21 protein-coding genes are annotated in these 18,881 nt (G+C 47.8%); 6 read left to right on the forward strand and 15 right to left on the reverse strand.

Translation table 11 applies throughout. From position 1 onward, the window contains the following. Positions 1-11: 11 nt before the first annotated feature. The 4 genes from WHS43_07215 to arsB all read left to right on the forward strand — a co-directional run bounded on the left by WHS43_07215 (position 12) and on the right by arsB (position 3,519). Positions 12-1,067 (forward strand): porin, encoded by a 1,056-nt coding sequence (locus WHS43_07215; protein ID MEJ5339427.1) that lies wholly within the window; start codon positions 12-14, stop codon positions 1,065-1,067. Between the two features lie 78 nt (positions 1,068-1,145). Further along, positions 1,146-1,895 (forward strand): TIGR01458 family HAD-type hydrolase, encoded by a 750-nt coding sequence (locus tag WHS43_07220; GenBank protein ID MEJ5339428.1) that lies wholly within the window; start codon positions 1,146-1,148, stop codon positions 1,893-1,895. Between the two features lie 85 nt (positions 1,896-1,980). Next, on the forward strand, positions 1,981-2,205 hold the full coding sequence (locus WHS43_07225; protein MEJ5339429.1) for a hypothetical protein: 225 nt from the start codon (positions 1,981-1,983) through the stop codon (positions 2,203-2,205). Next, a complete protein-coding gene (gene arsB, locus WHS43_07230; protein MEJ5339430.1) occupies positions 2,206-3,519 on the forward strand; it encodes an arsenical efflux pump membrane protein ArsB in 1,314 nt (437 codons plus the stop codon). Here arsB and cobA read toward each other — a convergent pair. From cobA to WHS43_07275, 9 genes are read right to left on the reverse strand one after another with little or no spacing between them, the layout of a single operon-like run. Further along, complete coding sequence (gene cobA, locus WHS43_07235) at positions 3,505-4,257, reverse strand: uroporphyrinogen-III C-methyltransferase (protein ID MEJ5339431.1); 753 nt, start codon at positions 4,255-4,257, stop codon at positions 3,505-3,507. The genes arsB and cobA overlap by 15 nt on opposite strands. Then, positions 4,250-5,041: a uroporphyrinogen-III synthase gene (locus WHS43_07240; GenBank protein MEJ5339432.1), complete on the reverse strand. Its 792-nt coding sequence runs from the start codon at positions 5,039-5,041 to the stop codon at positions 4,250-4,252. The genes cobA and WHS43_07240 overlap by 8 nt, the downstream gene beginning before the upstream one ends. After that, complete coding sequence (locus tag WHS43_07245; protein ID MEJ5339433.1) at positions 5,038-7,026, reverse strand: nitrate reductase; 1,989 nt, start codon at positions 7,024-7,026, stop codon at positions 5,038-5,040. The genes WHS43_07240 and WHS43_07245 overlap by 4 nt, the downstream gene beginning before the upstream one ends. Next, positions 7,023-7,802, reverse strand: a complete 780-nt coding sequence (locus tag WHS43_07250) for an ABC transporter ATP-binding protein (GenBank protein ID MEJ5339434.1) — start codon at positions 7,800-7,802, stop codon at positions 7,023-7,025. The genes WHS43_07245 and WHS43_07250 overlap by 4 nt, the downstream gene beginning before the upstream one ends. Before the next feature lie 3 nt (positions 7,803-7,805). Then, on the reverse strand, positions 7,806-8,630 hold the full coding sequence (gene ntrB / locus WHS43_07255; protein MEJ5339435.1) for a nitrate ABC transporter permease: 825 nt from the start codon (positions 8,628-8,630) through the stop codon (positions 7,806-7,808). A 1-nt stretch (position 8,631) separates the two neighbouring features. Beyond that, a complete protein-coding gene (locus tag WHS43_07260) occupies positions 8,632-9,849 on the reverse strand; it encodes a CmpA/NrtA family ABC transporter substrate-binding protein (protein MEJ5339436.1) in 1,218 nt (405 codons plus the stop codon). Positions 9,850-9,862: 13 nt separating this feature from the next. Continuing rightward, positions 9,863-10,318 carry a cyanase gene (cynS, locus tag WHS43_07265; GenBank protein ID MEJ5339437.1) on the reverse strand — a complete coding sequence of 152 codons (456 nt, stop codon included), beginning with the start codon at positions 10,316-10,318 and terminating at the stop codon, positions 9,863-9,865. Then, a complete protein-coding gene (locus WHS43_07270; protein MEJ5339438.1) occupies positions 10,315-10,641 on the reverse strand; it encodes a P-II family nitrogen regulator in 327 nt (108 codons plus the stop codon). The genes cynS (WHS43_07265) and WHS43_07270 overlap by 4 nt, the downstream gene beginning before the upstream one ends. After that, positions 10,638-10,928 carry a P-II family nitrogen regulator gene (locus WHS43_07275; GenBank protein MEJ5339439.1) on the reverse strand — a complete coding sequence of 97 codons (291 nt, stop codon included), beginning with the start codon at positions 10,926-10,928 and terminating at the stop codon, positions 10,638-10,640. Before WHS43_07275 ends, WHS43_07270 begins: the two co-directional genes overlap by 4 nt. Before the next feature lie 257 nt (positions 10,929-11,185). Between WHS43_07275 and WHS43_07280 the strand changes: the two genes are divergently transcribed. Further along, positions 11,186-14,011: an FAD-dependent oxidoreductase gene (locus tag WHS43_07280; GenBank protein MEJ5339440.1), complete on the forward strand. Its 2,826-nt coding sequence runs from the start codon at positions 11,186-11,188 to the stop codon at positions 14,009-14,011. Beyond that, positions 14,008-14,685, forward strand: coding sequence for a gamma-glutamyl-gamma-aminobutyrate hydrolase family protein (locus WHS43_07285; protein MEJ5339441.1), 678 nt, complete (start codon positions 14,008-14,010; stop codon positions 14,683-14,685). Before WHS43_07280 ends, WHS43_07285 begins: the two co-directional genes overlap by 4 nt. Before the next feature lie 32 nt (positions 14,686-14,717). On the opposite strand, the gene WHS43_07290 is transcribed toward WHS43_07285, so the two are convergent. The 6 genes from WHS43_07290 to speD form a co-directional block, all read right to left on the reverse strand. Next, a complete protein-coding gene (locus tag WHS43_07290) occupies positions 14,718-15,530 on the reverse strand; it encodes an ABC transporter ATP-binding protein (GenBank protein ID MEJ5339442.1) in 813 nt (270 codons plus the stop codon). 2 nt (positions 15,531-15,532) lie between these two features. Next, positions 15,533-16,324: an ABC transporter permease gene (locus WHS43_07295; protein ID MEJ5339443.1), complete on the reverse strand. Its 792-nt coding sequence runs from the start codon at positions 16,322-16,324 to the stop codon at positions 15,533-15,535. Positions 16,325-16,327: 3 nt separating this feature from the next. Continuing rightward, positions 16,328-17,584: an ABC transporter substrate-binding protein gene (locus WHS43_07300; protein MEJ5339444.1), complete on the reverse strand. Its 1,257-nt coding sequence runs from the start codon at positions 17,582-17,584 to the stop codon at positions 16,328-16,330. Positions 17,585-17,598: 14 nt separating this feature from the next. Beyond that, a complete protein-coding gene (gene cynS, locus WHS43_07305) occupies positions 17,599-18,051 on the reverse strand; it encodes a cyanase (GenBank protein ID MEJ5339445.1) in 453 nt (150 codons plus the stop codon). Next, complete coding sequence (locus tag WHS43_07310; protein ID MEJ5339446.1) at positions 18,048-18,224, reverse strand: hypothetical protein; 177 nt, start codon at positions 18,222-18,224, stop codon at positions 18,048-18,050. Before WHS43_07310 ends, cynS (WHS43_07305) begins: the two co-directional genes overlap by 4 nt. A 226-nt stretch (positions 18,225-18,450) precedes the next feature. Then, the gene (gene speD, locus WHS43_07315; GenBank protein MEJ5339447.1) at positions 18,451-18,846 is read right to left on the reverse strand and encodes an adenosylmethionine decarboxylase; all 396 of its coding nucleotides are present in this window, start codon (positions 18,844-18,846) and stop codon (positions 18,451-18,453) included. Between the last annotated feature and the right edge of the window lie 35 nt (positions 18,847-18,881).

The raw sequence follows: 18,881 nt of genomic DNA on the forward strand, positions 1-18,881 counted from the left end.
GAGGTATAGACATGAAGAAGCTTGCTTTAATTACCGCAGTTCTTGGAGGCTTCAGCCTCAGCAATGCCCTTGAGCTAAAGACCGACTTTCTCGGCACCCTCAACATAAGCGGAGCCCTGACGGGCTATATGCTCCACAGCAACAACACCTCTGACACAAAGAAAACCCGTTACGATGTGGGCTCAGCCCTCATAAACATATCAAAGCCTGCAGAACCCTTTGGCTTTACCCTTATTGGCGGTGCCTATGCGACCCCTGTAGTGGGAGTGGGACTCTTAAAGACTTCAGACAGCACCGACCTGTTCAGTCCTCTTCCCGTGGCTTACCTTGAATACGCACCCATAAAGGGACTTTCCCTTCAGGCAGGAAAGCTACCCACCATAATAGGCTACGAGTCTGCCTTTACATACCTTAACAACTACGTTCAGAGAGGACTCATATGGAACATGCAACCCGTCATAAACAACGGTGTAAGACTCACCTACAGCACAGACCTCTTTACGGTAAAGGTGGGTGTAAACGATGGCTTTTATACTCTCAGCACAACACATCCAAAGCCAGCCTTTGAAGGAAGTATAGGAATAACGCCCATCAAGGACGCTTCCCTGTCTTTTAATTTTATAATCCCAGATAAAAGCTCAAGACCCAACGATACCGCCTTCCCTGCCAACAAGAGAGAGTTTAACGCTCTTGCCGCCTATACCTTTGATAGGCTCTCCTTTGGTATGGACTTTATGTATGTGGAAGCGCCCAGAGACGCTGAAGCTGGAGTGCCTGCAAAGGCAAAGGCAAGCGGAGGCTGTTTGCACTTCTCTTATGACCTAAAGCCCATTAAATTATCCGGAAGGGTGGAGTATGTAAAGGACAACTCGGATGCCGGAGGCATAGACCTTGTGGGTTTAGGGGATGGAAACAAAGGATGGACCTTTACCCTCACGCCTGCTTACCAGAAGGGTCCTCTCATGGTAAGGGGTGAAGTCTCTTATGTAAAGGCGGACAACCCCTTTACCTCAAACAACAAAAAGAGTCAGACAAGGCTGGGACTGGAGGTAGGCTTCCTGTTCTGAGGTGCCGCGCCTTGCCCCCTTCCCGGGGGTGTTTTTTAAATGTGATTGAAGAGTATGTGAGGTTTGTCTTATTAAACTATGGTAAAGGCGGTTCTTTTTGACATTGATGGAGTTCTGTGTATAAGGGACAGGCTGATAGAAGGTGCACCTGAAGCCTTTGAAAGGATAAAAAAACACTTTAGAGTAGCCCTTGTCACCAACACCACAAGGGTGTCTTCCAGAACAACCTTTACAAGGTTGCGGTCTCTGGGTTTTAAGGTTGAAGAGGAAGAACTTTATACAGCTCTGAGAGTCTCCAGGATATTCCTCTCGAAGAACAGCGCCAGCGCCTTTATACTTGCTACAGATGAAGTCATGGAAGAGTTCAGAGGTCTGGAAGTCTACCCCCTAAAATATGTGCTCGTGGCGGATGCCTATAAGAGCTTTACATACGAAAACCTCAACACAGCCTTCAGACTTCTCCTTGAAGGGAAAGAACTTCTCGTTTCTGCACCAAACAGATACTTTATGGACACTGACGGCAAGCTCTCTCTCGATGCAGGACCCTTCTGCAAGGCTCTTGAATACGCCTCAGGAAAGAGTGCAAGGGTGCTTGGGAAGCCTTCTGAAGACTTTTTTAGGATTGTTTTGGAGAAGTTAGATGTGTCATCAGAAGAAGCACTCATGGTGGGGGACGACATAGAATACGATGTGCTGGGAGCTCAAAGGCTTGGCATGAAGGGATGTCTTGTCAAAACTGGTAAGTTCAGACCAGAGGACCTGACCAAGGGAAAGCCGGATTTCCTTATAGATTCTGTGAGGGACTTGCCCCGTCTTCTTGGGTTGTAAAAGGTTTCTCTTTCAGAGCTATGATACAATAAGGATAATGAGATTTTCATTTTTTCCCTTCGTCATCGCGCTCACAGGTTGTTCAATGATAGAGGGCAGTCATGTGGTCTCCTGTGAGCCCGTGCTCGGCAGGGATGCCCTTAGACCTGCAGTGTGTGGCAAGTGCCACATAAAGGTGGAAGCGGGCAGACTTGTGATAACTCCCGCAGAGGATTGCCCTGCCTATCAGGTTTACAGGTGCACCACAAGGGATGGAAAAAGCTTTTTCATAAACAACCTTGGATGTAAGCCTTACGAAGAAAAGAAGTGAATGGAAATACTTCTGGCACCTGCCATTTTTCTTCTGACACTCCTTCTTGTATTAGCCCGGCCATGGGGTATTGGTATAGGCTGGTCTGCATGGCTGGGTGCAGGTCTTGCCCTTGTTTCTGGTCTTATAAGTCCTGAGGATATCCTCTACATCGCCAGACTAGTGTGGGACGCCACACTTGCCTTTGTGTTTCTTATATTCATCTCCATAATCCTTGACAGGGCTGGCTTTTTTGAGTGGTTTGCTCTGAAAGCCATACATATGGGGGGTGGGAAGGGAATGTACCTTTTCCTGTCCCTCATGCTCCCTGGAGCCCTCATATCCGCCATCTTTGCCAACGATGGCTCAGCCCTTATGCTCACGCCCATCATTTACTCCAAGATAAAGCACCTGAACCTTCCCAGAAGACACATACTCCCCTACATAATGGGTGCAGGCTTTATCTCTGACACAGCAAGCCTTCCCCTTGTAATATCCAACCTCACCAACATAATAACCGCCCACTACTTCCGCATAAGCTTCTGGGAGTATGCCTTCTATATGCTTCTGCCCAACGCAGTGTCCGTGCTGCTTAGTCTTTTGGTGCTCTACCTTTTCTACCGCAGAGACCTCATAAAGACGTACGATAAGGAGGTTGTCCAGAGCCTTCCACCAGGGTATGCCATAAGGGACGGCTTTATCTTTCGCATGGGCTTTGTGGTCACGGGGCTTCTGGGTCTTGCCTTCCTCTGCCTTGAGCTCCTTAGAATAGAGGTGCCTGTCTCTGTAGTGCTCGGGGGATGTGCTCTCCTTCTTGCTCTTTCCACTTTCAAAAACAAAGAGGTCAGACTGAAAGAAGTTTTTCTCTTTACGCCCTGGAACATCGTGTTTTTTTCAATAGGTATGTATGCAGTGGTCTATTCCTTCAAGAGGGTGGGCTATACGGACAGCATCTCTTGGATAATAAGGGAGCTTTCAGACTATGGAGAGTTGATTGCAATTCTGGGCACGGGCCTTTTGTCTGCATCCCTCTCTGCGGTTATGAACAACCTGCCAACGGTCATGACCATGAACATTGCCATATCAGAGGCTGGGCTAAGCGAGGAGCTAACCCGTGCCCTCGCCCTTGCCAACATAGTGGGAACCAACATAGGACCCAAGCTCACCCCAATAGGCTCACTGGCAACCCTTCTGTGGCTTCATGTTTTACGGCATAGAGGCATACACATAGGCTGGTGGTATTACATGAAGGTAGGCTTTGTGCTTACACCACCTGTGCTTCTCGGAACTCTCTTTTCTCTCTGGCTGTCTCTATGGCTTTTAGGGCGTGTATGAATGAGCTAACCCCTCAAGGTTCATTATATCTCTCAAGCCCACCACCTTTCCCACCACCATAACCGCAGGAGGCTTTACCTCAGGAGGGTTCTCAGAAAGCTCCTTCAGGCTTGTTATCACAACCCTCTGCCCAGAGGTTGTCCCCCTCTCTACAAAGGCAACAGGCTCATCTGGACTCCTACCCACCTCCATGAGCCTCCTTGCTATCTCCTGCCTGTTAGAAACAGCCATGAGAAATACAAGTGTGTTTATCCCCTTAAGGCTCCCCCAGTCTATGCTGGAGCTTCCCTTTCTCGGGTCCTCGTGCCCTGTTATCACAGCAAAGGAGGAGGAAATGCCCCTCAAGGTTAGAGGAATACCCGCATAGGCAGGGACAGCTATGGCAGAGCTTACCCCCGGAACCACCTCAAAGTCTATGCCATGCTGAGCCAGAAAGAGAGCTTCCTCACCGCCTCTTCCAAAGACAAAGGGGTCACCACCCTTGAGCCTCACCACAGTTTCCCTTGTATGAGCATACTGAAGCAGAAGCTCGTTTATTCTTTCCTGTTCCATAAGATGCCTGCCATCTTCTTTTCCCACGTATACCAGCTCACAGTCTGGTCTTGCAAGCAGAAGAATCTCAGGGTTTACGAGCCTGTCGTAGAGTATGACCTCTGCAGACCTTATGAGCCTGTAGGCCTTGAGGGTAAGAAGCTCCATATCTCCTGGACCTGCTCCCACAAGGTAAACCTTACCCATCCTTAAAAGCCCTTTCAAGTTCTCTAACTGCGAAGCTGAGCCTTTCCTTTTCAGGAATCAGGACTCTCAGGACGCCATTCTCAAAGAGAGCCTGTGCGGTGGTTGTTCCCATGGCAACGGAAAGAAGTTTCTGGTTCATTCTGTTGCTGAGCTCAGAATGCACTCCCTTTTCTTTCGCCCTTCTGTATAGATGTCTTACCTGAAAGGCAGAGGTAAAGAGCACCGCATGGTAAAAGCCCTTCAAAAGCCTGTCAATGAAGGTGTCAATCTTCTCACTGTCAGGCACATACCTGTAAACCCAGACCTTTATCAGATTGCCATCTCTGCCGTATACAAACCTTTCCAGCTCTGGCAGGTCTTCCCCGAACATCTGGATAAGGATGGACTTACCTTTTATATCCATTTTTCTCAGGAGCTTTACTATATCCGATGTGCTTTCCACTGGAGTGGCACTGTAGCCCCTTCTGGCAAGAGCACCCCTTGCCTTGTAGCCCCGAACCACAATGTGGGCTTTTAGGAGAAGGCTGTTGAGCCTGTGTAAAAGGCCATGACGCTCCGCTATTTCAAAAAGCCTCTCCGCACCCTCCCCTGTGGTGAAAACAAAATAAGACGGTTCTTCTTCCATAGCTCTTTTGAGTGCCTCATACACCTCCTGCTCTGGCAGATACTCTATCCTCACTATCTCTTCCACATATGGCTTTCCTCCCATCTGACTTATCTTTTCCACTATCTCCTCAACTCTTCTTGTGGCACACACTGCAATCCTCTTCCCTCTTAAACTCATCCCACAGCCTCCACCTTGACGTGTGTAAACTTCAGCTCTGGCTGTTTTGATACCGGGTCTGTGCGGTTTTCTGTAAGCGTGTTTATGACCGCACCATACCTCAATCCGTAGCCAAAGGGGGCAAAGAGGTGACCGCACTTTATCTCTCCAAACCTTACCTTCAGCACCGTATCACCCCCTGAGGAAACCAGCTTCACGCAATGATTCTCCCCTATTCCGAATCTTTCCCTATCTTCCCTGCTCATGAGAAGAAAAGGCTCCTCTTCACCTCTGAGGAGTTCGGGACTTTTGCCGGTTCTTGTCATGGTGTGCCACTGGTTTTTGGTCCTTCCCGTTATAAGAATAAAGTCCCCATCTCTGTGCTTGTAGGTTGTGGGGTGCATTCTTGCCTTACCGCTCTCTGTAGGAAAGACCAGGTCCGGGTAAAGCCATCTTCCACCCCATCTCTGGGGGAGCTCCTCCCTCTCAAACCTGCTTATATCACAGAGCCTTCCCTCTGTCGCCTTTTTGAGTTCTGCGAATATTTCACCGGAGCTTGTATAGGAAAAGAACTCTCCATAGCCAAGTCTCTCCGCAAGCTCCTTGAAGATGAGCCAGTCCGGCTTTGCCTCTCCCAGCGGTTCTGAAAACTTCTCGCAGTAGCTCACCGTCCTGTCTGAGCCGGTCATGACCCCTTCCTTTTCACCCATCTGTGCGGCGGGAAGCACAAGGTTTGCAAAAGAGCAGGTATCAGTCCAGTATGCATCCTGAACCACGAGAAAAACCTTCTCAAAAGCCTCCCACACGCTTTTAAGGTCGGGAAGGGTTAACGCAGGGTTTGTGCATACAACCCAGAGAAACTTTATCTTTCCCTCAAGCATAAGATGCACTGCGTCAGTTATGGTCGGACCAGGCTCAGCCCTTATGCTACCATGGGGTATGCCCCAGAATTCTTCCATAAAGCTCCTGTCCTCTTTCTTCCTTACATCCCTGTATCCGGGCAGTCCACTGGAAAGGTAACCCATCTCCCTGCCACCCATGGCGTTGGGCTGTCCGGTGAGAGAGAAGGGGCATCCCCTTGAGTTGAGCCTTCCCGTCGCAAGATGAAGGTTAATGAGGCTCAGGTTGTTCATGAGGGCATTGGGTGACTGGTTGAGCCCCTGACACCAGAAGGAGATGAGCTTTTTACTGAAGGCATACAGTTCCGCAAGCATGTAAATCTCCTTTTCCTCTATTTCACATATGCGTGAGGCAAGCTCTGGGGGATATTTGAGGGCGTTTTCCACAGCCTCTTCAAAGCCTTCCACATGTTTCTTCACAAACTCCTCGTTTATCCATCCCTTCCTGTAGAGAAGGCAAAGCACGGAGTTGAAAAGCACCGTATCGGTGCCAGCCCTAAGTTGTATGTGCATGTCCGCCTTCCTTGCAGTCTCTGTTTTTACCGGGTCTATTACCACTATCTTTGAGTGGGGATTTCCATGTCTTACTTTCATAACTCTTTTGAAAAGCACTGGGTGGGTCCACAGGGCGTTTGAGCCTGCAAAGACAAAGGCCTCTGAGTCTTCTATGTCCTCATAAGAGCAGGGAGGACCGTCAGAGCCAAAGGAGAGCCTGTAGGCGGTCGCAGGCGTTGCCATGCACAGCCTTGAGTTGGCGTCTATGTTGTTAGTTCTCAGAAAGCCCTTTACAAACTTGTTTATAAGGTATATCTCCTCCGTCATGAGCTGTCCTGAAAGGTAGAAGTAGACCTCCTCAGGGCTAAGGCTCTGCAGTCTTGAAGCAACTATGCGGTATGCCTCTTTCCAGCCGATTTCCTTAAAGGGGTCTTTTTTGTTTTCTCTGAAGAGGGGCTTTAAGAGCCTGTCTTTTTGCATGACCTTAGGATAGTAAAGGGGCTTTTGACAGAGGTCTCCCCTTGAAGCTGTATGCTCCCTGTCGCCCCTCACCTTCCCCTCCTGAAAAAGGAGGCCACAGCCAACACCGCAGTATGGGCACTGAAACCTCATGCCACTTCCTTTTTCCTCAGCCTTTCTCTCAGGGTGTAGAGAAGGTGTTCTTTTAGCTGGGTGTATTCTCTTGTCTTTATCAGCTCTTCCCTGAGCCTTGGTCTCCTTATGTCCACAGAGAGTATCTCGTAGACCCTCGCGGATGGTCCGTTGCTCATGACCACTATGCGGTCAGACATGTATATGGCTTCCTCTACATCATGGGTGACCATCAGAACCGTCTTTTTGTCCCTTTCCCATATTCTCAGAAGCTCGTCCTGAAGGGTTGCCCTTGTGAGGGCGTCCAGAGCTCCAAAGGGCTCGTCAAGGAGGAGCACCTTGGGGTCCACTGCCAGAGCTCTGACCAGTGCAGTCCTCTGCTTCATACCTCCAGAGACCTGAGAGGGTAGCTTGTGTCTGTGTTCCCAGAGTCCTGCAAGGCGAAGAAGCTCTTGAGCCCTCACTGTCATCTCCTTCAGACTCTCTCCAGAAAAAAGGGACCTCACCGCCACCATCACGTTTTCATACAGAGAAAGCCACGGCAGGAGGGAATAGTTCTGAAAAACCACAGCCCTGTCTGGTCCGGGCTCTGTTATTTCTTTCCCATCAAGGGAAACAGAGCCCTCCGCAGGTCTCACAAGCCCCGCCACTACCCCAAGGAGAGTGGACTTTCCACAGCCCGAATGCCCTATTATGCTTACAAACTCCCCTCTGTCTATCAGCAAGTCAAGTTCCTTGAGCACCACATTGTTTCCAAACCTAACCGTCAGGTTAAATATCTCTAAATAAGCTCTCATCTCTTACCTCCTCGCCTTCTCCGACAGCTTTGTAAGCACAAGGTCAATGGCAAGACCCACAAGCCCTATAAGGATTATGGCGGACAGCACGTTTTCAAGGTTTAGAGCGTTCCAGGAATCCCATACAAAAAAGCCAATACCCGTGCCACCGGCCAGCATCTCCGACGCCACTATAACCATCCATCCAATACCAAGACTAAGCCTGAAGCCTGTGAGCATATACGGAAGAGTGTGGGGCAGGAGCACCTTCGTGATGTATATGTGAGCTGGAAATTTGAAGACTCTTGACACGTTTCTAAAGTCCTCAGGCACAGAGGAGGCACCCACTGCAGTGTTTATGAGGGTGGGCCAGAGGGAGGTAATGGTTATCACAAAGATGGACGCCTCGTTGGAGTTTTTCATCAGAGCAAGACCTATGGGAAACCACGCCATGGGCGAGACTGGTCTGAGAAGCTGAACCACCGGGTTGAAGATGCTTCTCATCTTTGAGCTAATCCCAATTAGAAAACCCACGGGAACTGCTATAAGAGAACCTATGAGAAAGCCTATGAAGACCCTCTTGAGGGATGCAAGCATCTGCCAGCCTATGCCCTTGTCGTTGGGACCGCTATCGTAGAAGGGGTTAGAAAGAAGACTGGCAAGGTTTTTGAAAGTGCTGAGTGGACCGGGAAGGTCTTTGAGAAAAAAGGAGAGGAGGGACCACAGAAGAACAAAGAGGAAGATGCCAAAAAGTGAAAGTATAAGAGCGGTCGCCATCCCCTTAAGGGTGCTGAGGTCTAAAGATGGTTTTATGAACCTTGAAATCTTAGCCTTTTCAGTCTGCACCATTTTAGACCTCCTTGACTTTGTACGCTCTGATGGACTCCTCTGGCTTGTTGGGGTCAAAGACAACTCCATCTATAAAACCGCTCAGAGGCTTCATGTCATCGTCTTTTACGCTCAACTTCATCTCCCTGGCAACTTCCATAAACAGGGGCTTGTCTATGAGCTTTTTCGCAATTCCCAAGTAGTCGGGTCTTTCCTTTATCATCCCCCACCTTCTGTATTGGGCGAGGAAAAAGATTCCGTAGGAATACTTAGGAAGGTTAACATCACCTTTCTTGAAAAAGAGCATGTAGTCGTCCCTGTAGGTGTGCTCTCCAAGACCCTTCCCGAGGTGGTATACGCCCAGAAGCCTTGTTTCAATATCTTCAGGCTTTGCGTTTACATATTTTGCAAGCACCTTTGAAGCCTCTTTTCTGTTTTTCATGTCATCAAGCCACATGCTGGCTTCTATTACCGCCTTCATGATTGCCTTGGCTTCTTCTCTGTTCTTACTCAGATATTCCTCATTGAACACAAGGGCTTTTTCTGGGTGGTGTTTCCATATGTCCTGAGTGGCAAGGTGGGTAAAGCCTATGCCTTCTCTGACAGCCACTTCATTCCATGGTTCACCCACGCAGTATCCGTCCATGTTGTTCACCTTCATGTTGGCGACCATCTGAGGGGGTGGTATGGGTATGACCCTCACCTCCTTTGGGTTTATACCGCAGGCGCCGAGCCAGTATCTGAGCCATATGTCATGAGTTCCTCCGGGGAAAGTCATGGCAAAGGTAACATTCCTCCCCTTACCCTTTAGCTCATCCACAACCGCCTTTACCTTGCTTATCTCTCTGAAGCCCACCTTTCCCCCAAAATCCTCCTGAGAGAGAGTTATAGCCTGACCGTTGAAGTTAAGGATCATTCCTATGGGCATCACCCTGCCGGCAGGACCACCTATGCCCATGTGAACTGAGAAGGGCATGCCAAACAGGCAGTGGCTGGCTTTGAGTTCTCCGTTGAGCAGTTTGTCCCTGACGTTTGGCCAGCTTGCCTCCTTTGATATTTCCACACTTACGCCATGCTTTTTGTAGAGCCCAAGCTCTTGAGCCATCACAACGGAGGCACAGTCAGTCAGGGGTATGTAGCCTATTCTGAGTTTTGCCTGAGCTTTGCTTATGTAGGGTCCAGCCAGACCCGCGCCCGCAAGGAGCATGGAGCTTTTCCTGATAAAGTCTCTCCTGTTCATACTTTACCTCCTTTCAGAATTTTTTGTAGTAAAGCCATTTGCCGTTGAAACAGAGAAGCATCCTGGGATTACCCTGAGAATCCTCCACCCTGCTAAGGTCTATGGACATGTCTATTGCACTCATTATTCCATCCCCAAAAAGTTCATGAGCTACGTCCTTTATAACCGGACCGTATAGGAGCACTATCTCATACAGCCTGTAGACAAAGGGGTCAGTGGGTGGCCATGGCTGTGAAGGAGACCTGTAGGGAGCTTTCATGAAAACATGTTTTGCCTCTTCGGGTAGCTCAAGAATCCTGACAAGAATATCTGCCTCCTCTTCTGTTGCCTGCCCATAGCCGTAAAGTAGCATGGCAGTGTATAGAGGGCTTTTGCCAATCTCCTTTGCCAGACTTTCCCACGTCAGTCCTTTCCTATCTTTCATCCACAGGACAAGGTTTCTCAGCTCTTCTCTGGTAATAGGCTTCATCTCACTACCTCCTCCCTTTTACCAGTCCTTATGGTCCAGACCTCCTCAACCGGGCAGACAAAGACCTTGCCATCACCAAACATGCCAAGGCTTGCGTGCTTTTTTATAATCTCCACCACCCTTTCCACATCCTCATCCCGAACCGCTATTAGCAGGAGTGTCTTGGCAAGCTCCAGATAGACTGCATCTCCAAACTTTAGTCCCCCCTCCCTCCCCCTCCCCACTACATCCATCACAGTAAACCCTCTAAAACCCCTCTCCTCAAGAGCTTCTACTACTTCGTAGAGCTTCTCTGGCCTAATGATTGCCTTCACCATCTTCATGACATACCTCCCATCACAAAAATCTTCCCATCGCCGTAGTGGCCTGTATATGCAACCCTGAGAATCCGGCTGACCACATCGTTGTAGAGAGCATCCTCTACCCAGCTCAGGATGAGGACCTTTGGAATCATTGAGGTAAAAACACCCTTTCTGGTTGAGTAGCCAATACCACCTTCTTTCCCCTTTCCAAGAACTGGTTTTGATACATAATCAAGCCCCATCTCATGAAGGAGAGCCTTTACATCCTGAGCCTTCTCTCGCCTGACTATGACTATTAGCTCCTTCAACCTTAACCTCCTTCACCTCCCATGAGTGCAAAATTCATACCAGCGGGCTTGGAGGGCTTAAAGCCCTCAGAATACTGGTTTTGCTACATGAAGAATATGCATCTTTTATGAAAAAATGTTAACAATTTTGTAATTATGTAAACAAAGGAAGCCTTTTCTGCTAAGCAATCCCCCTTGAACTATGGGCACTTGAGCCACTTGTCTCACAGGCTCTGTGGCACGCTTATTGCTTAACAGACTTGTAGAGGAGGTTATGCATGAAGGTTTTTGTGGTAGGTGCGGGCATGGCAGGTCATGCCCTTGTGGAGGAACTCTTAAAAGCAGGCCAAGCCGTGGAGATTCACCTTTTTGGTGAGGAAAGAAGCCTTCCTTATAACAGGATATTCCTTTCAGACATAATAGCCGGCAGGAAACTGCCATCACAGTTAATCCTGAAAAGCTACCAGAGATACGAAGAGGAGGGGGTGAAACTGCACCTTGGCGAGCGCATGGAGAGGATATTTCCGGATACCAAAAAGATAATTACCTCAAGGGGCAGTGTTTATTCCTACGACAGGCTTGTTCTGGCATTGGGCAGTGTTCCCAGCATGCCCCCAGTGAAAGGGGTGGAGAAGAAGGGTGTTTTCACCTTCAGAAATATGGGGGATGTATACGGAATCCTTGAAATGGCAAGGGTTTCAAAGAGGGCAGTGGTAATAGGTGGTGGTCTGCTCGGTGTAGAGCTCTCCTCTGCCCTCAGGGAGGCTGGGCTTGATGTCTCTCTTGTCCATATTCTTGACAGGCTAATGGAGCAGTGGCTGGACGAAACTGCCAGCAGGATGCTCTCAAGAAAGCTTGAGGGAATGGGTATAAGGGTTTTGCTCGGCAGTAGGACGGTGGAAGTGATGGGGGAAAGGAAGGCGGAGGGTATTAGACTCTCTAACGGTGAGGTGCTTGAGGGGGATTTTGTGGTTTTTGCCACAGGCGTGAGACCAAACACTTCACTGGCTGTTGCGAGCGGTCTGAAGGTCAACAGGGGTATACTGGTCAACGACTTTCTTGAGACCTCCGCTCAGGATGTGTATGCGGTGGGCGAATGTATAGAGCACAGAGGAAGAACCTTTGGACTGCTTAGCCCTGTGATGGAGCAGGTAAGGGTTTGTGCCAGAAACCTCCTCTACGGCAACGCAGAGAGGTATGAAGGTTCCTTTGAGCATGCCCTTCTTAAGGTTGCCGGCGTCAGGCTTCTTTCCGCCGGAAAGGTTCACGAGACGGAAGAGGACGAGACAGCCCTTTACATGGATAGGGAAAACTACAGAAAAGCGGTGGTTAGCAAGGGCAGGCTCGTGGGTGTGATACTCTACGGAAACCTCTCTGGGAGCGAGAGGATGCTCAGCATGATAAAGTCTGGGGAGGGGATAAGGGATTTCAGCTTCCTCATAAAAGACCTTGTGGTGGAGGAAAGGGAGCTAAAGCCCGAGGACATGGTGTGCAACTGCAATCTTGTCTCTTACGGAGAACTTCTTAAGGCAATTAGGGGAGGTGCAAGGACTCTTGAGGATATCCAGAGGCTCACAAAAGCCTCCACATCCTGCGGTAGCTGTGCACCCCTTGTGGAAGACATACTCAAAAAGCATGTAAAGGCAAGACCCCAGAGGATAAACAAGGTGGAAGAATACAAAAGAGCTAAACATCCCTTTGAAAGGAACCTCATGGAAAGTCTCATAAACTGGGCAGAGGATGGAGACTGGCAAAAGGTGCCGGAAGAGGACAGGGAGATTGGGCTCAAGTGGTATGGAGTGTTTTACAGAAAAGCGACGCCGGGCTACTTCATGGTAAGGGTCAGGATAACTCATGGAAAGCTGAGCTCCGAGCAGGCCCTTGTGCTTGCCCATCTTTCAAAGAAGTTTGGCAAGAATGATGTGGACATAACCTCAAGACAGCAGATTCAGCTCAGATGGATAGAGCTAAAAGACTTGCCGAAGGTGCTTGAAGCCATTGAGGCGGTAGGTCTGACCACCCTTCAGACGGGTATGGATAACATAAGAAACATCACGGGAGACCCACTTTCTGGTCTTGTGGAAGAGAGCTTCATAGACACACTTCCAATAGCAAGGAGGATAACGGAGGTATTCCTTGGAAAGAAGCAGCACGCTGACCTTCCCCGAAAGTTCAACCTGGCGTTGCTTGGCTCAAAGCATGACTGCATAAACTGCAGGTTCAACGACCTTTGCTTTTCTCTTGCAGTCAAGGATGGGAAACTGGGCTTTAATGTCTACGGCGGTGGAAAGATAGGCTCTGGAGGACCAGAACCAGCCCTTGACCTTAACATATTCCTGCTGCCCTATGAGGCGGTTGAAGTAAGCAAAACAGTCTTTGAGCTTTACTCTGATATGGGAAACAGAGAAGACAGAAACAAAAACAGGTTTTACTTCCTTATAAAGGAGCTTGGCATAGAAGGTCTGAGAAAGGAGCTTGAAAGAAGGCTTCTGAGAAGACTGCAGGAAAGGGGTGAAGACCTTGTGGAAAAATGGGGAGAGAGGGAGGGAATAATAAGGCAAAGGAACGGGCTCTACGCGGTAAGCATGATTGTTCCCGGTGGAATCTTTACAGGTGAAGACCTTGAGATGGTCGCATATCTTTCAAGAAAATACGGCAGTGGGGAGCTCAGGCTGAGCGTGTATCAGAACGTATACATAGTTAACGTGCCTGAGGAAAACCTCAGCGAGCTTCTCAGCCATCCCATATTTGAAAAATACCCCATATCCACATCACCTTACTTTACAAACCTTATTGCCTGTCAGGGTAGCAGAACCTGTGCCTTTGGAGTTATAGAGAACAAGCCCGATGCCCTCAAACTTGCAAATTATCTATCCCAGCAACTGCCTACAGAAAAGCCCATAAGGATGCACTGGTCTGGATGTGCCAAAGGCTGTGGACAACACGGTGCGGGAGACCTTGGCTTCGTGGGAACAAAGATGAAGGAAAAGGGAGAGGTTGTGCTTGCGGTAGATGTATTTGTAAGAGGTAGAAAGATAAGCACTGTGCCTCTGAGTGATTTGAACGAGTATGTTAAAAAGATGATAATGGAAGGTGCAGTATGAAAGCTCTTGCGATAAGACATGTAAAGATTGAGCATCTGGGGTTGCTTGAACCCATCTTGCAGGAACTTGGCATAGTGTGGGAGTATCTGGACACCTCAGAAGGTCAGAACCTCAAAGGAGCTCTTGAGGAATACTCACTCCTTATAGTCCTTGGGGGCTACATGGGTGCCTACGAAGAGAAGATGTATCCCTTTCTGAGCTACGAATATAGAATCATGGAAAAGGCACTGAAGAAGGACATACCCATCCTCGGTATATGCCTTGGCTCTCAGATGCTTGCCAGAGTGCTTGGTGCGAGGGTCTACAGGGGAGAGAGGGGAAAGGAGATAGGATGGATGAAGGTATACAAAACCGGTGAGCACGACTATTTCAGGGATTTTCCACAGGAGCTCACCGTCTTTCAGTGGCACGGGGACACCTTTGACCTACCCTCTGGTGCTGTCAGAGTTTACTCTTCCGAAAAGTATGAAAATCAAGCCTTTGTTTACAATAGGGCGGTGGGTCTTCAGTTTCATATAGAGGTGGACATAAATATGGTACATGAGTGGATGCAAACAAGTAAGGAAGAACTAAGTGAAGAGGCTATAAAAATAAATGAAATTCTTGGCTCTTATGCTGACGGGCACATTGCACTGCTCCATAGGCTTCTTAAGGTTATGTTGTTTAACGAATAAAACCCTCCCCTATCCCCGACACGAGAAAGGGCTCATACAGAGCTTAGGGTAACTTTTTCAAGATTTTGAACTTCTGACTTCTTTAATCTTTCTTGCAGGGTATTGAGAAGATGTTTTTTTATCTCCAGATACTCTTTATCGTTAAGCAATTCCGACCTGTTTCTAGGCCTCTTTATGGCTACGCTAACTATCTCGTATATTTTGGCGGAGGGACCGTTACTCATTACTACTATTCGGTCAGAAAGATAGATGGCTTCGTCCACGTCGTGTGTAACCATAAGAACCGTTTTTTTGTCACTTTCCCATATTTTCAGAAGTTCATCCTGCAGTGTAGCTCTTGTTAGAGCATCAAGAGCTCCAAACGGTTCATCAAGAAGAAGCACTTTCGGATTAACTGCAAGAGCTCTCGCTATGGCTACCCTCTGCTTCATTCCACCAGAAGTCTGAGCTGGATACTTGTCGCTGTGTGCTTCGAGACCCACAAGAGAGAGGTATTTCATAACTATCTCTCTTTTCTGTTGTCTATTTAGTGATTTACCGAGAGCTGAGTCAACAGCATGGTAAACATTTTCATAAAGGGTAAACCACGGAAAAAGACCATAATCCTGAAAAACCACAGCCCTGTCCGGACCAGACTCTGTAATCTCAGACCCATCCAGCAGTATGTTCCCCCTATCAGCCTTTTCTATGCCAGCAACTATTCTCAGAAGGGTGGACTTACCACATCCTGAATGTCCTATTAGAGAAACAAACTCACCACGACCCACATTCAGATATATCCCACCAAGAACTGGGTTTTTACCATAGCTCTTGTAGACTCCATCTATTGTCAAGAACGCTTTCATGCTTACCTCCTCTTGTTATAGTTAAAAGCCTGTTCCAGCTGCACAAAAAGAGAGTCTACGAGTATACCCACTGCTCCTATGAGAAGTATGGCAAATATGACTCCAGATAGGTTGAGATTGTTCCATTCGTTCCAAATAAAATACCCTATACCCCTGTTACCTACCAGCATTTCCGCAGCCACAATTACCATCCATGAAATACCAAAACCCACTCTCATACTGGCTATTACCTGGGGAAGTATTGAAGGCATTAGAACCCTTCTTATAAACCTGAAGCCTCTTATACCAAAAACGCCTGCAACCTCATAATAAGCTTTAGGAATAAATGCAATGGAGGAAGCTACACTGAGCATTATGGGCCAAACGGAACAGATAGCTATCACAAATATTGCTGCGTACTCTGAGTTTCTTGTAAGGGCAAGTCCTATTGGAAGCCACGCTAATGGAGATACTTGTCTGAGAATATGGACATGAGGGTAAAAAGCCCTTCCAAGAACGCCACTAAAGCCAAGTATGATACCGATAGGTATGCCCACTACGCAAGCTATAAAAAAGCCAATCAAAACTCTCTTTATGCTGTGATAGAGGTGAATACCAGCTCCAAAGCTCCCTTCGCTTCTGGAAAAGAAGTTTTCCATTTCTTCTACAGCGAACTCGTAAACCTGCGAAGGTGCAGGGAAAACTTTCAGGAGCTGCCCAGAAAGGGCGAGCAGCTCCCATGAACCAATGAGAAGGGAGGTGGCCACAAGGCTTATGAAGGCAACACTCAGGTTTCTGGAAAGTGCCGCTTTCATGTTTTAAACCCTCCCCTGCCTCCATTTTTCAAAGTCCTTAACATCAAAGGTCTTACCCATAATTCTTTCAGTCTTGTAATCTGCATTAGGCGCCTTGAGACCTAGCTGAGTCATAGCTCTTCTTATGCCTTCAGTATCATATATGGCGTCTGCAGATTTTCTCGGGTCACCCACAGATTTCAGATAGTCCCATCTTGCCATCTGACTGATTATCCATACTGCAAAGCTTTTCCAAGGATATGGGTCAAAATCTATTCTGTCTGATATGCTGTGTTTTCTGCCCTTGCCGTCTTCGAAGTTGCCTGTTAGAACTGCAGATACCACCTGCTCGGGCTGGTTAAGATATTCCCGTGCAGATATGTCTTTTACCAGAGCTTGTCTATTTCTTCTGGCATACTGAGCCGATTCTACAAAGGACAACTGCAAGGCTCTGTATGTATTGGGGAACCTTTTTGAGAATTCCTCCTTAACAGCAAAGGAACAACAAGGATGCCCGTTCCATAGTTCCTTTGAGAGCATGTATATAAACCCAACACCCTCATAAACTGCTCTCTGATTGAAGGGGTCTGGCGCCAGATATCCATCTATGTTTCCCGCAGCTAATGCTGCCACCATGTCCGGTGGTCTCATAGCTCTTATCTGAACATCCTTGTTGGGGTCTACACCTGCAGAGGCTAGATAGTGCCTTAGTAGGAAGTTATGCATTGAGAAATCAAAGGGGACAGCAAGCACCATCCCCTTGAAGTCTGCGGGACCCTTTACTTTATCTCTGTATTTTGAGGATAGGGTTATTGCTTGACCGTTGATGTTTTGCATTGCCACCAAACGTGTGGGTATGGGACTACCGGAAACACCCAGTGAAAGAGCTATAGGTAAAGGAGCAAGCAGATGTGCGCCATCAATTTCACCAGATATGAAAGCGTCTCTTATCTCAGCCCATCCGCTAAACTTTCTCAGTTTGACCTTTAAACCATATTTTTCAAAGAACTTATTTATGCTTGCGGTAAGCAGAGGCGTGGCGCATGTAATGGGTATGAAGCCTATGGTAAGTTCTGGCTTTTCTACATCTTGTGGAGGGGATGCCATTGCAGACTTGATATCGTAAAGCATGGTAAGCATCGCTCCGGCTAAGGCAATGGTAAATTCTCTTCTGTTCATTTGGCTAGCATCCAGAAGGTTGCTGGAGCCATTACAATCGTTACAGGTGCATCCTTCAAGATGGATCAAACCTCTGAGCATCTTGCTGGCTTTGGTTTCCATTGGTTTTACCTCCTTTAAAATTTTTTGTATCTGAGCCATTTTCCATTGAAACTTATAAGCATCCGGTCATTTCCTGCCTCATCAACAACCTTTTTTAAGTCTATGGACATGTCTATGGCGCTCATTATTCCATCCCCAAATATTTCGTGAGCCACATCTTTAATAACGGGCATGTAGAGAAGGACTATTTCATAGAATCTGTATACAAAAGGGTCTGTTGGCGGCCATGGTTGTACCGGTTCTCTGTATGGTGCGCTCTTTAAAATTTCTCTCTGTTGTGCGGTGAGTTCAAAGAGATCACCAAGTAATTTGGTCTCTGAATCATCACATTGTCCGTAACCATAGACAAGCATGGCAGAGTAAACTGGGCTCTTTCCGAGAAACTTTGACACATCCTCCCATGAAAGTCCTTTCCTTAGCTTGGTCTCGAGCATACTCTGTCTAAGCTCTTCCCTCAAATGTCTCATATATTCACCTCCTTGTTAATTTTTTTACTTGCAAACCTATACATTCCAATTTCCTTTCGCTTAATCTTCCTTACCTTTATCTGAACTGCCTTTGAATGCTCATCAATGTGTGTTCCCTGAAAGAGGGCTTTGGCTTCTTGCAAGTTTTCTGTTGCAGCTATCAACTTTTTCATTTTTCTTCCTCTACCTAGACCTTACGCAAAGTAGATGCCAAGGGTCTGCTTCGTCAGAAAAGCTTCAGTACTGTATTTGCATACGAAGGTTATGGTTCTTATATGTTAATTTGTTTACATAAATGTAAAATTGTTAACTCTTGTAACGAAATGCTCTTCAATATCCCAGAGCAGGTTCTATATGGTAATTTGATATGAGGGAGGGCTCCAGCCCTCCGATGAGTATTTAAATTTTTAGAAGTATACTTCGGAATTCACTTGCCTCGGACTGACCCACGAGACCCCTTTCGTGCACCTGCTTGTCAACCCTTGTGGGCTCAAGGGTGGCTATTATGTAGTCCATTGCCCTGTAGGCCTTTGCGGGGTCTCCGCAGGTGTAGACGTCAACGGTAGCAAGACCGTGCTCGGGCCAGGTGTGAATGGAGATGTGGGATTCCGCCAGAAGCACCACGCCGGTGGCGCCGTGGGGCTGGAACTGGTAGTAGTGGGAGGATATTTTGGTGAGGTCTGCTACCTTGACGGCGCTCTCAAGGAGCTGACGCACATCCTCCACCCTGTCAATGAGGTCAGGGTGGACCCCATACAGGTCCGCTAGGATATGCAGTCCGAGGGCTTTGACCATTTGCACTCCTCCTTATCAAGTTTTTGCAGCAGTTT

The organism is Aquificaceae bacterium, assembly GCA_037481935.1.
GTDB lineage: Bacteria > Aquificota > Aquificia > Aquificales > Aquificaceae > Pampinifervens.

Coding starts and splice junctions, on each gene's coding strand:
- WHS43_07215 (MEJ5339427.1), top strand. CDS start 12: ATGAAGAAGCTTGCTTTAATTACCGCAGTTCTTGGAGGCTTCAGCCTC.
- WHS43_07220 (MEJ5339428.1), top strand. CDS start 1,146: ATGGTAAAGGCGGTTCTTTTTGACATTGATGGAGTTCTGTGTATAAGG.
- WHS43_07225 (MEJ5339429.1), top strand. CDS start 1,981: ATGATAGAGGGCAGTCATGTGGTCTCCTGTGAGCCCGTGCTCGGCAGG.
- arsB (MEJ5339430.1), top strand. CDS start 2,206: ATGGAAATACTTCTGGCACCTGCCATTTTTCTTCTGACACTCCTTCTT.
- cobA (MEJ5339431.1), bottom strand. CDS start 4,257: ATGGGTAAGGTTTACCTTGTGGGAGCAGGTCCAGGAGATATGGAGCTT.
- WHS43_07240 (MEJ5339432.1), bottom strand. CDS start 5,041: ATGAGTTTAAGAGGGAAGAGGATTGCAGTGTGTGCCACAAGAAGAGTT.
- WHS43_07245 (MEJ5339433.1), bottom strand. CDS start 7,026: ATGAGGTTTCAGTGCCCATACTGCGGTGTTGGCTGTGGCCTCCTTTTT.
- WHS43_07250 (MEJ5339434.1), bottom strand. CDS start 7,802: ATGAGAGCTTATTTAGAGATATTTAACCTGACGGTTAGGTTTGGAAAC.
- ntrB (MEJ5339435.1), bottom strand. CDS start 8,630: ATGGTGCAGACTGAAAAGGCTAAGATTTCAAGGTTCATAAAACCATCT.
- WHS43_07260 (MEJ5339436.1), bottom strand. CDS start 9,849: ATGAACAGGAGAGACTTTATCAGGAAAAGCTCCATGCTCCTTGCGGGC.
- cynS (MEJ5339437.1), bottom strand. CDS start 10,318: ATGAAGCCTATTACCAGAGAAGAGCTGAGAAACCTTGTCCTGTGGATG.
- WHS43_07270 (MEJ5339438.1), bottom strand. CDS start 10,641: ATGAAGATGGTGAAGGCAATCATTAGGCCAGAGAAGCTCTACGAAGTA.
- WHS43_07280 (MEJ5339440.1), top strand. CDS start 11,186: ATGAAGGTTTTTGTGGTAGGTGCGGGCATGGCAGGTCATGCCCTTGTG.
- WHS43_07285 (MEJ5339441.1), top strand. CDS start 14,008: ATGAAAGCTCTTGCGATAAGACATGTAAAGATTGAGCATCTGGGGTTG.
- WHS43_07290 (MEJ5339442.1), bottom strand. CDS start 15,530: ATGAAAGCGTTCTTGACAATAGATGGAGTCTACAAGAGCTATGGTAAA.
- WHS43_07295 (MEJ5339443.1), bottom strand. CDS start 16,324: ATGAAAGCGGCACTTTCCAGAAACCTGAGTGTTGCCTTCATAAGCCTT.
- WHS43_07300 (MEJ5339444.1), bottom strand. CDS start 17,584: ATGGAAACCAAAGCCAGCAAGATGCTCAGAGGTTTGATCCATCTTGAA.
- cynS (MEJ5339445.1), bottom strand. CDS start 18,051: ATGAGACATTTGAGGGAAGAGCTTAGACAGAGTATGCTCGAGACCAAG.
- WHS43_07310 (MEJ5339446.1), bottom strand. CDS start 18,224: ATGAAAAAGTTGATAGCTGCAACAGAAAACTTGCAAGAAGCCAAAGCC.
- speD (MEJ5339447.1), bottom strand. CDS start 18,846: ATGGTCAAAGCCCTCGGACTGCATATCCTAGCGGACCTGTATGGGGTC.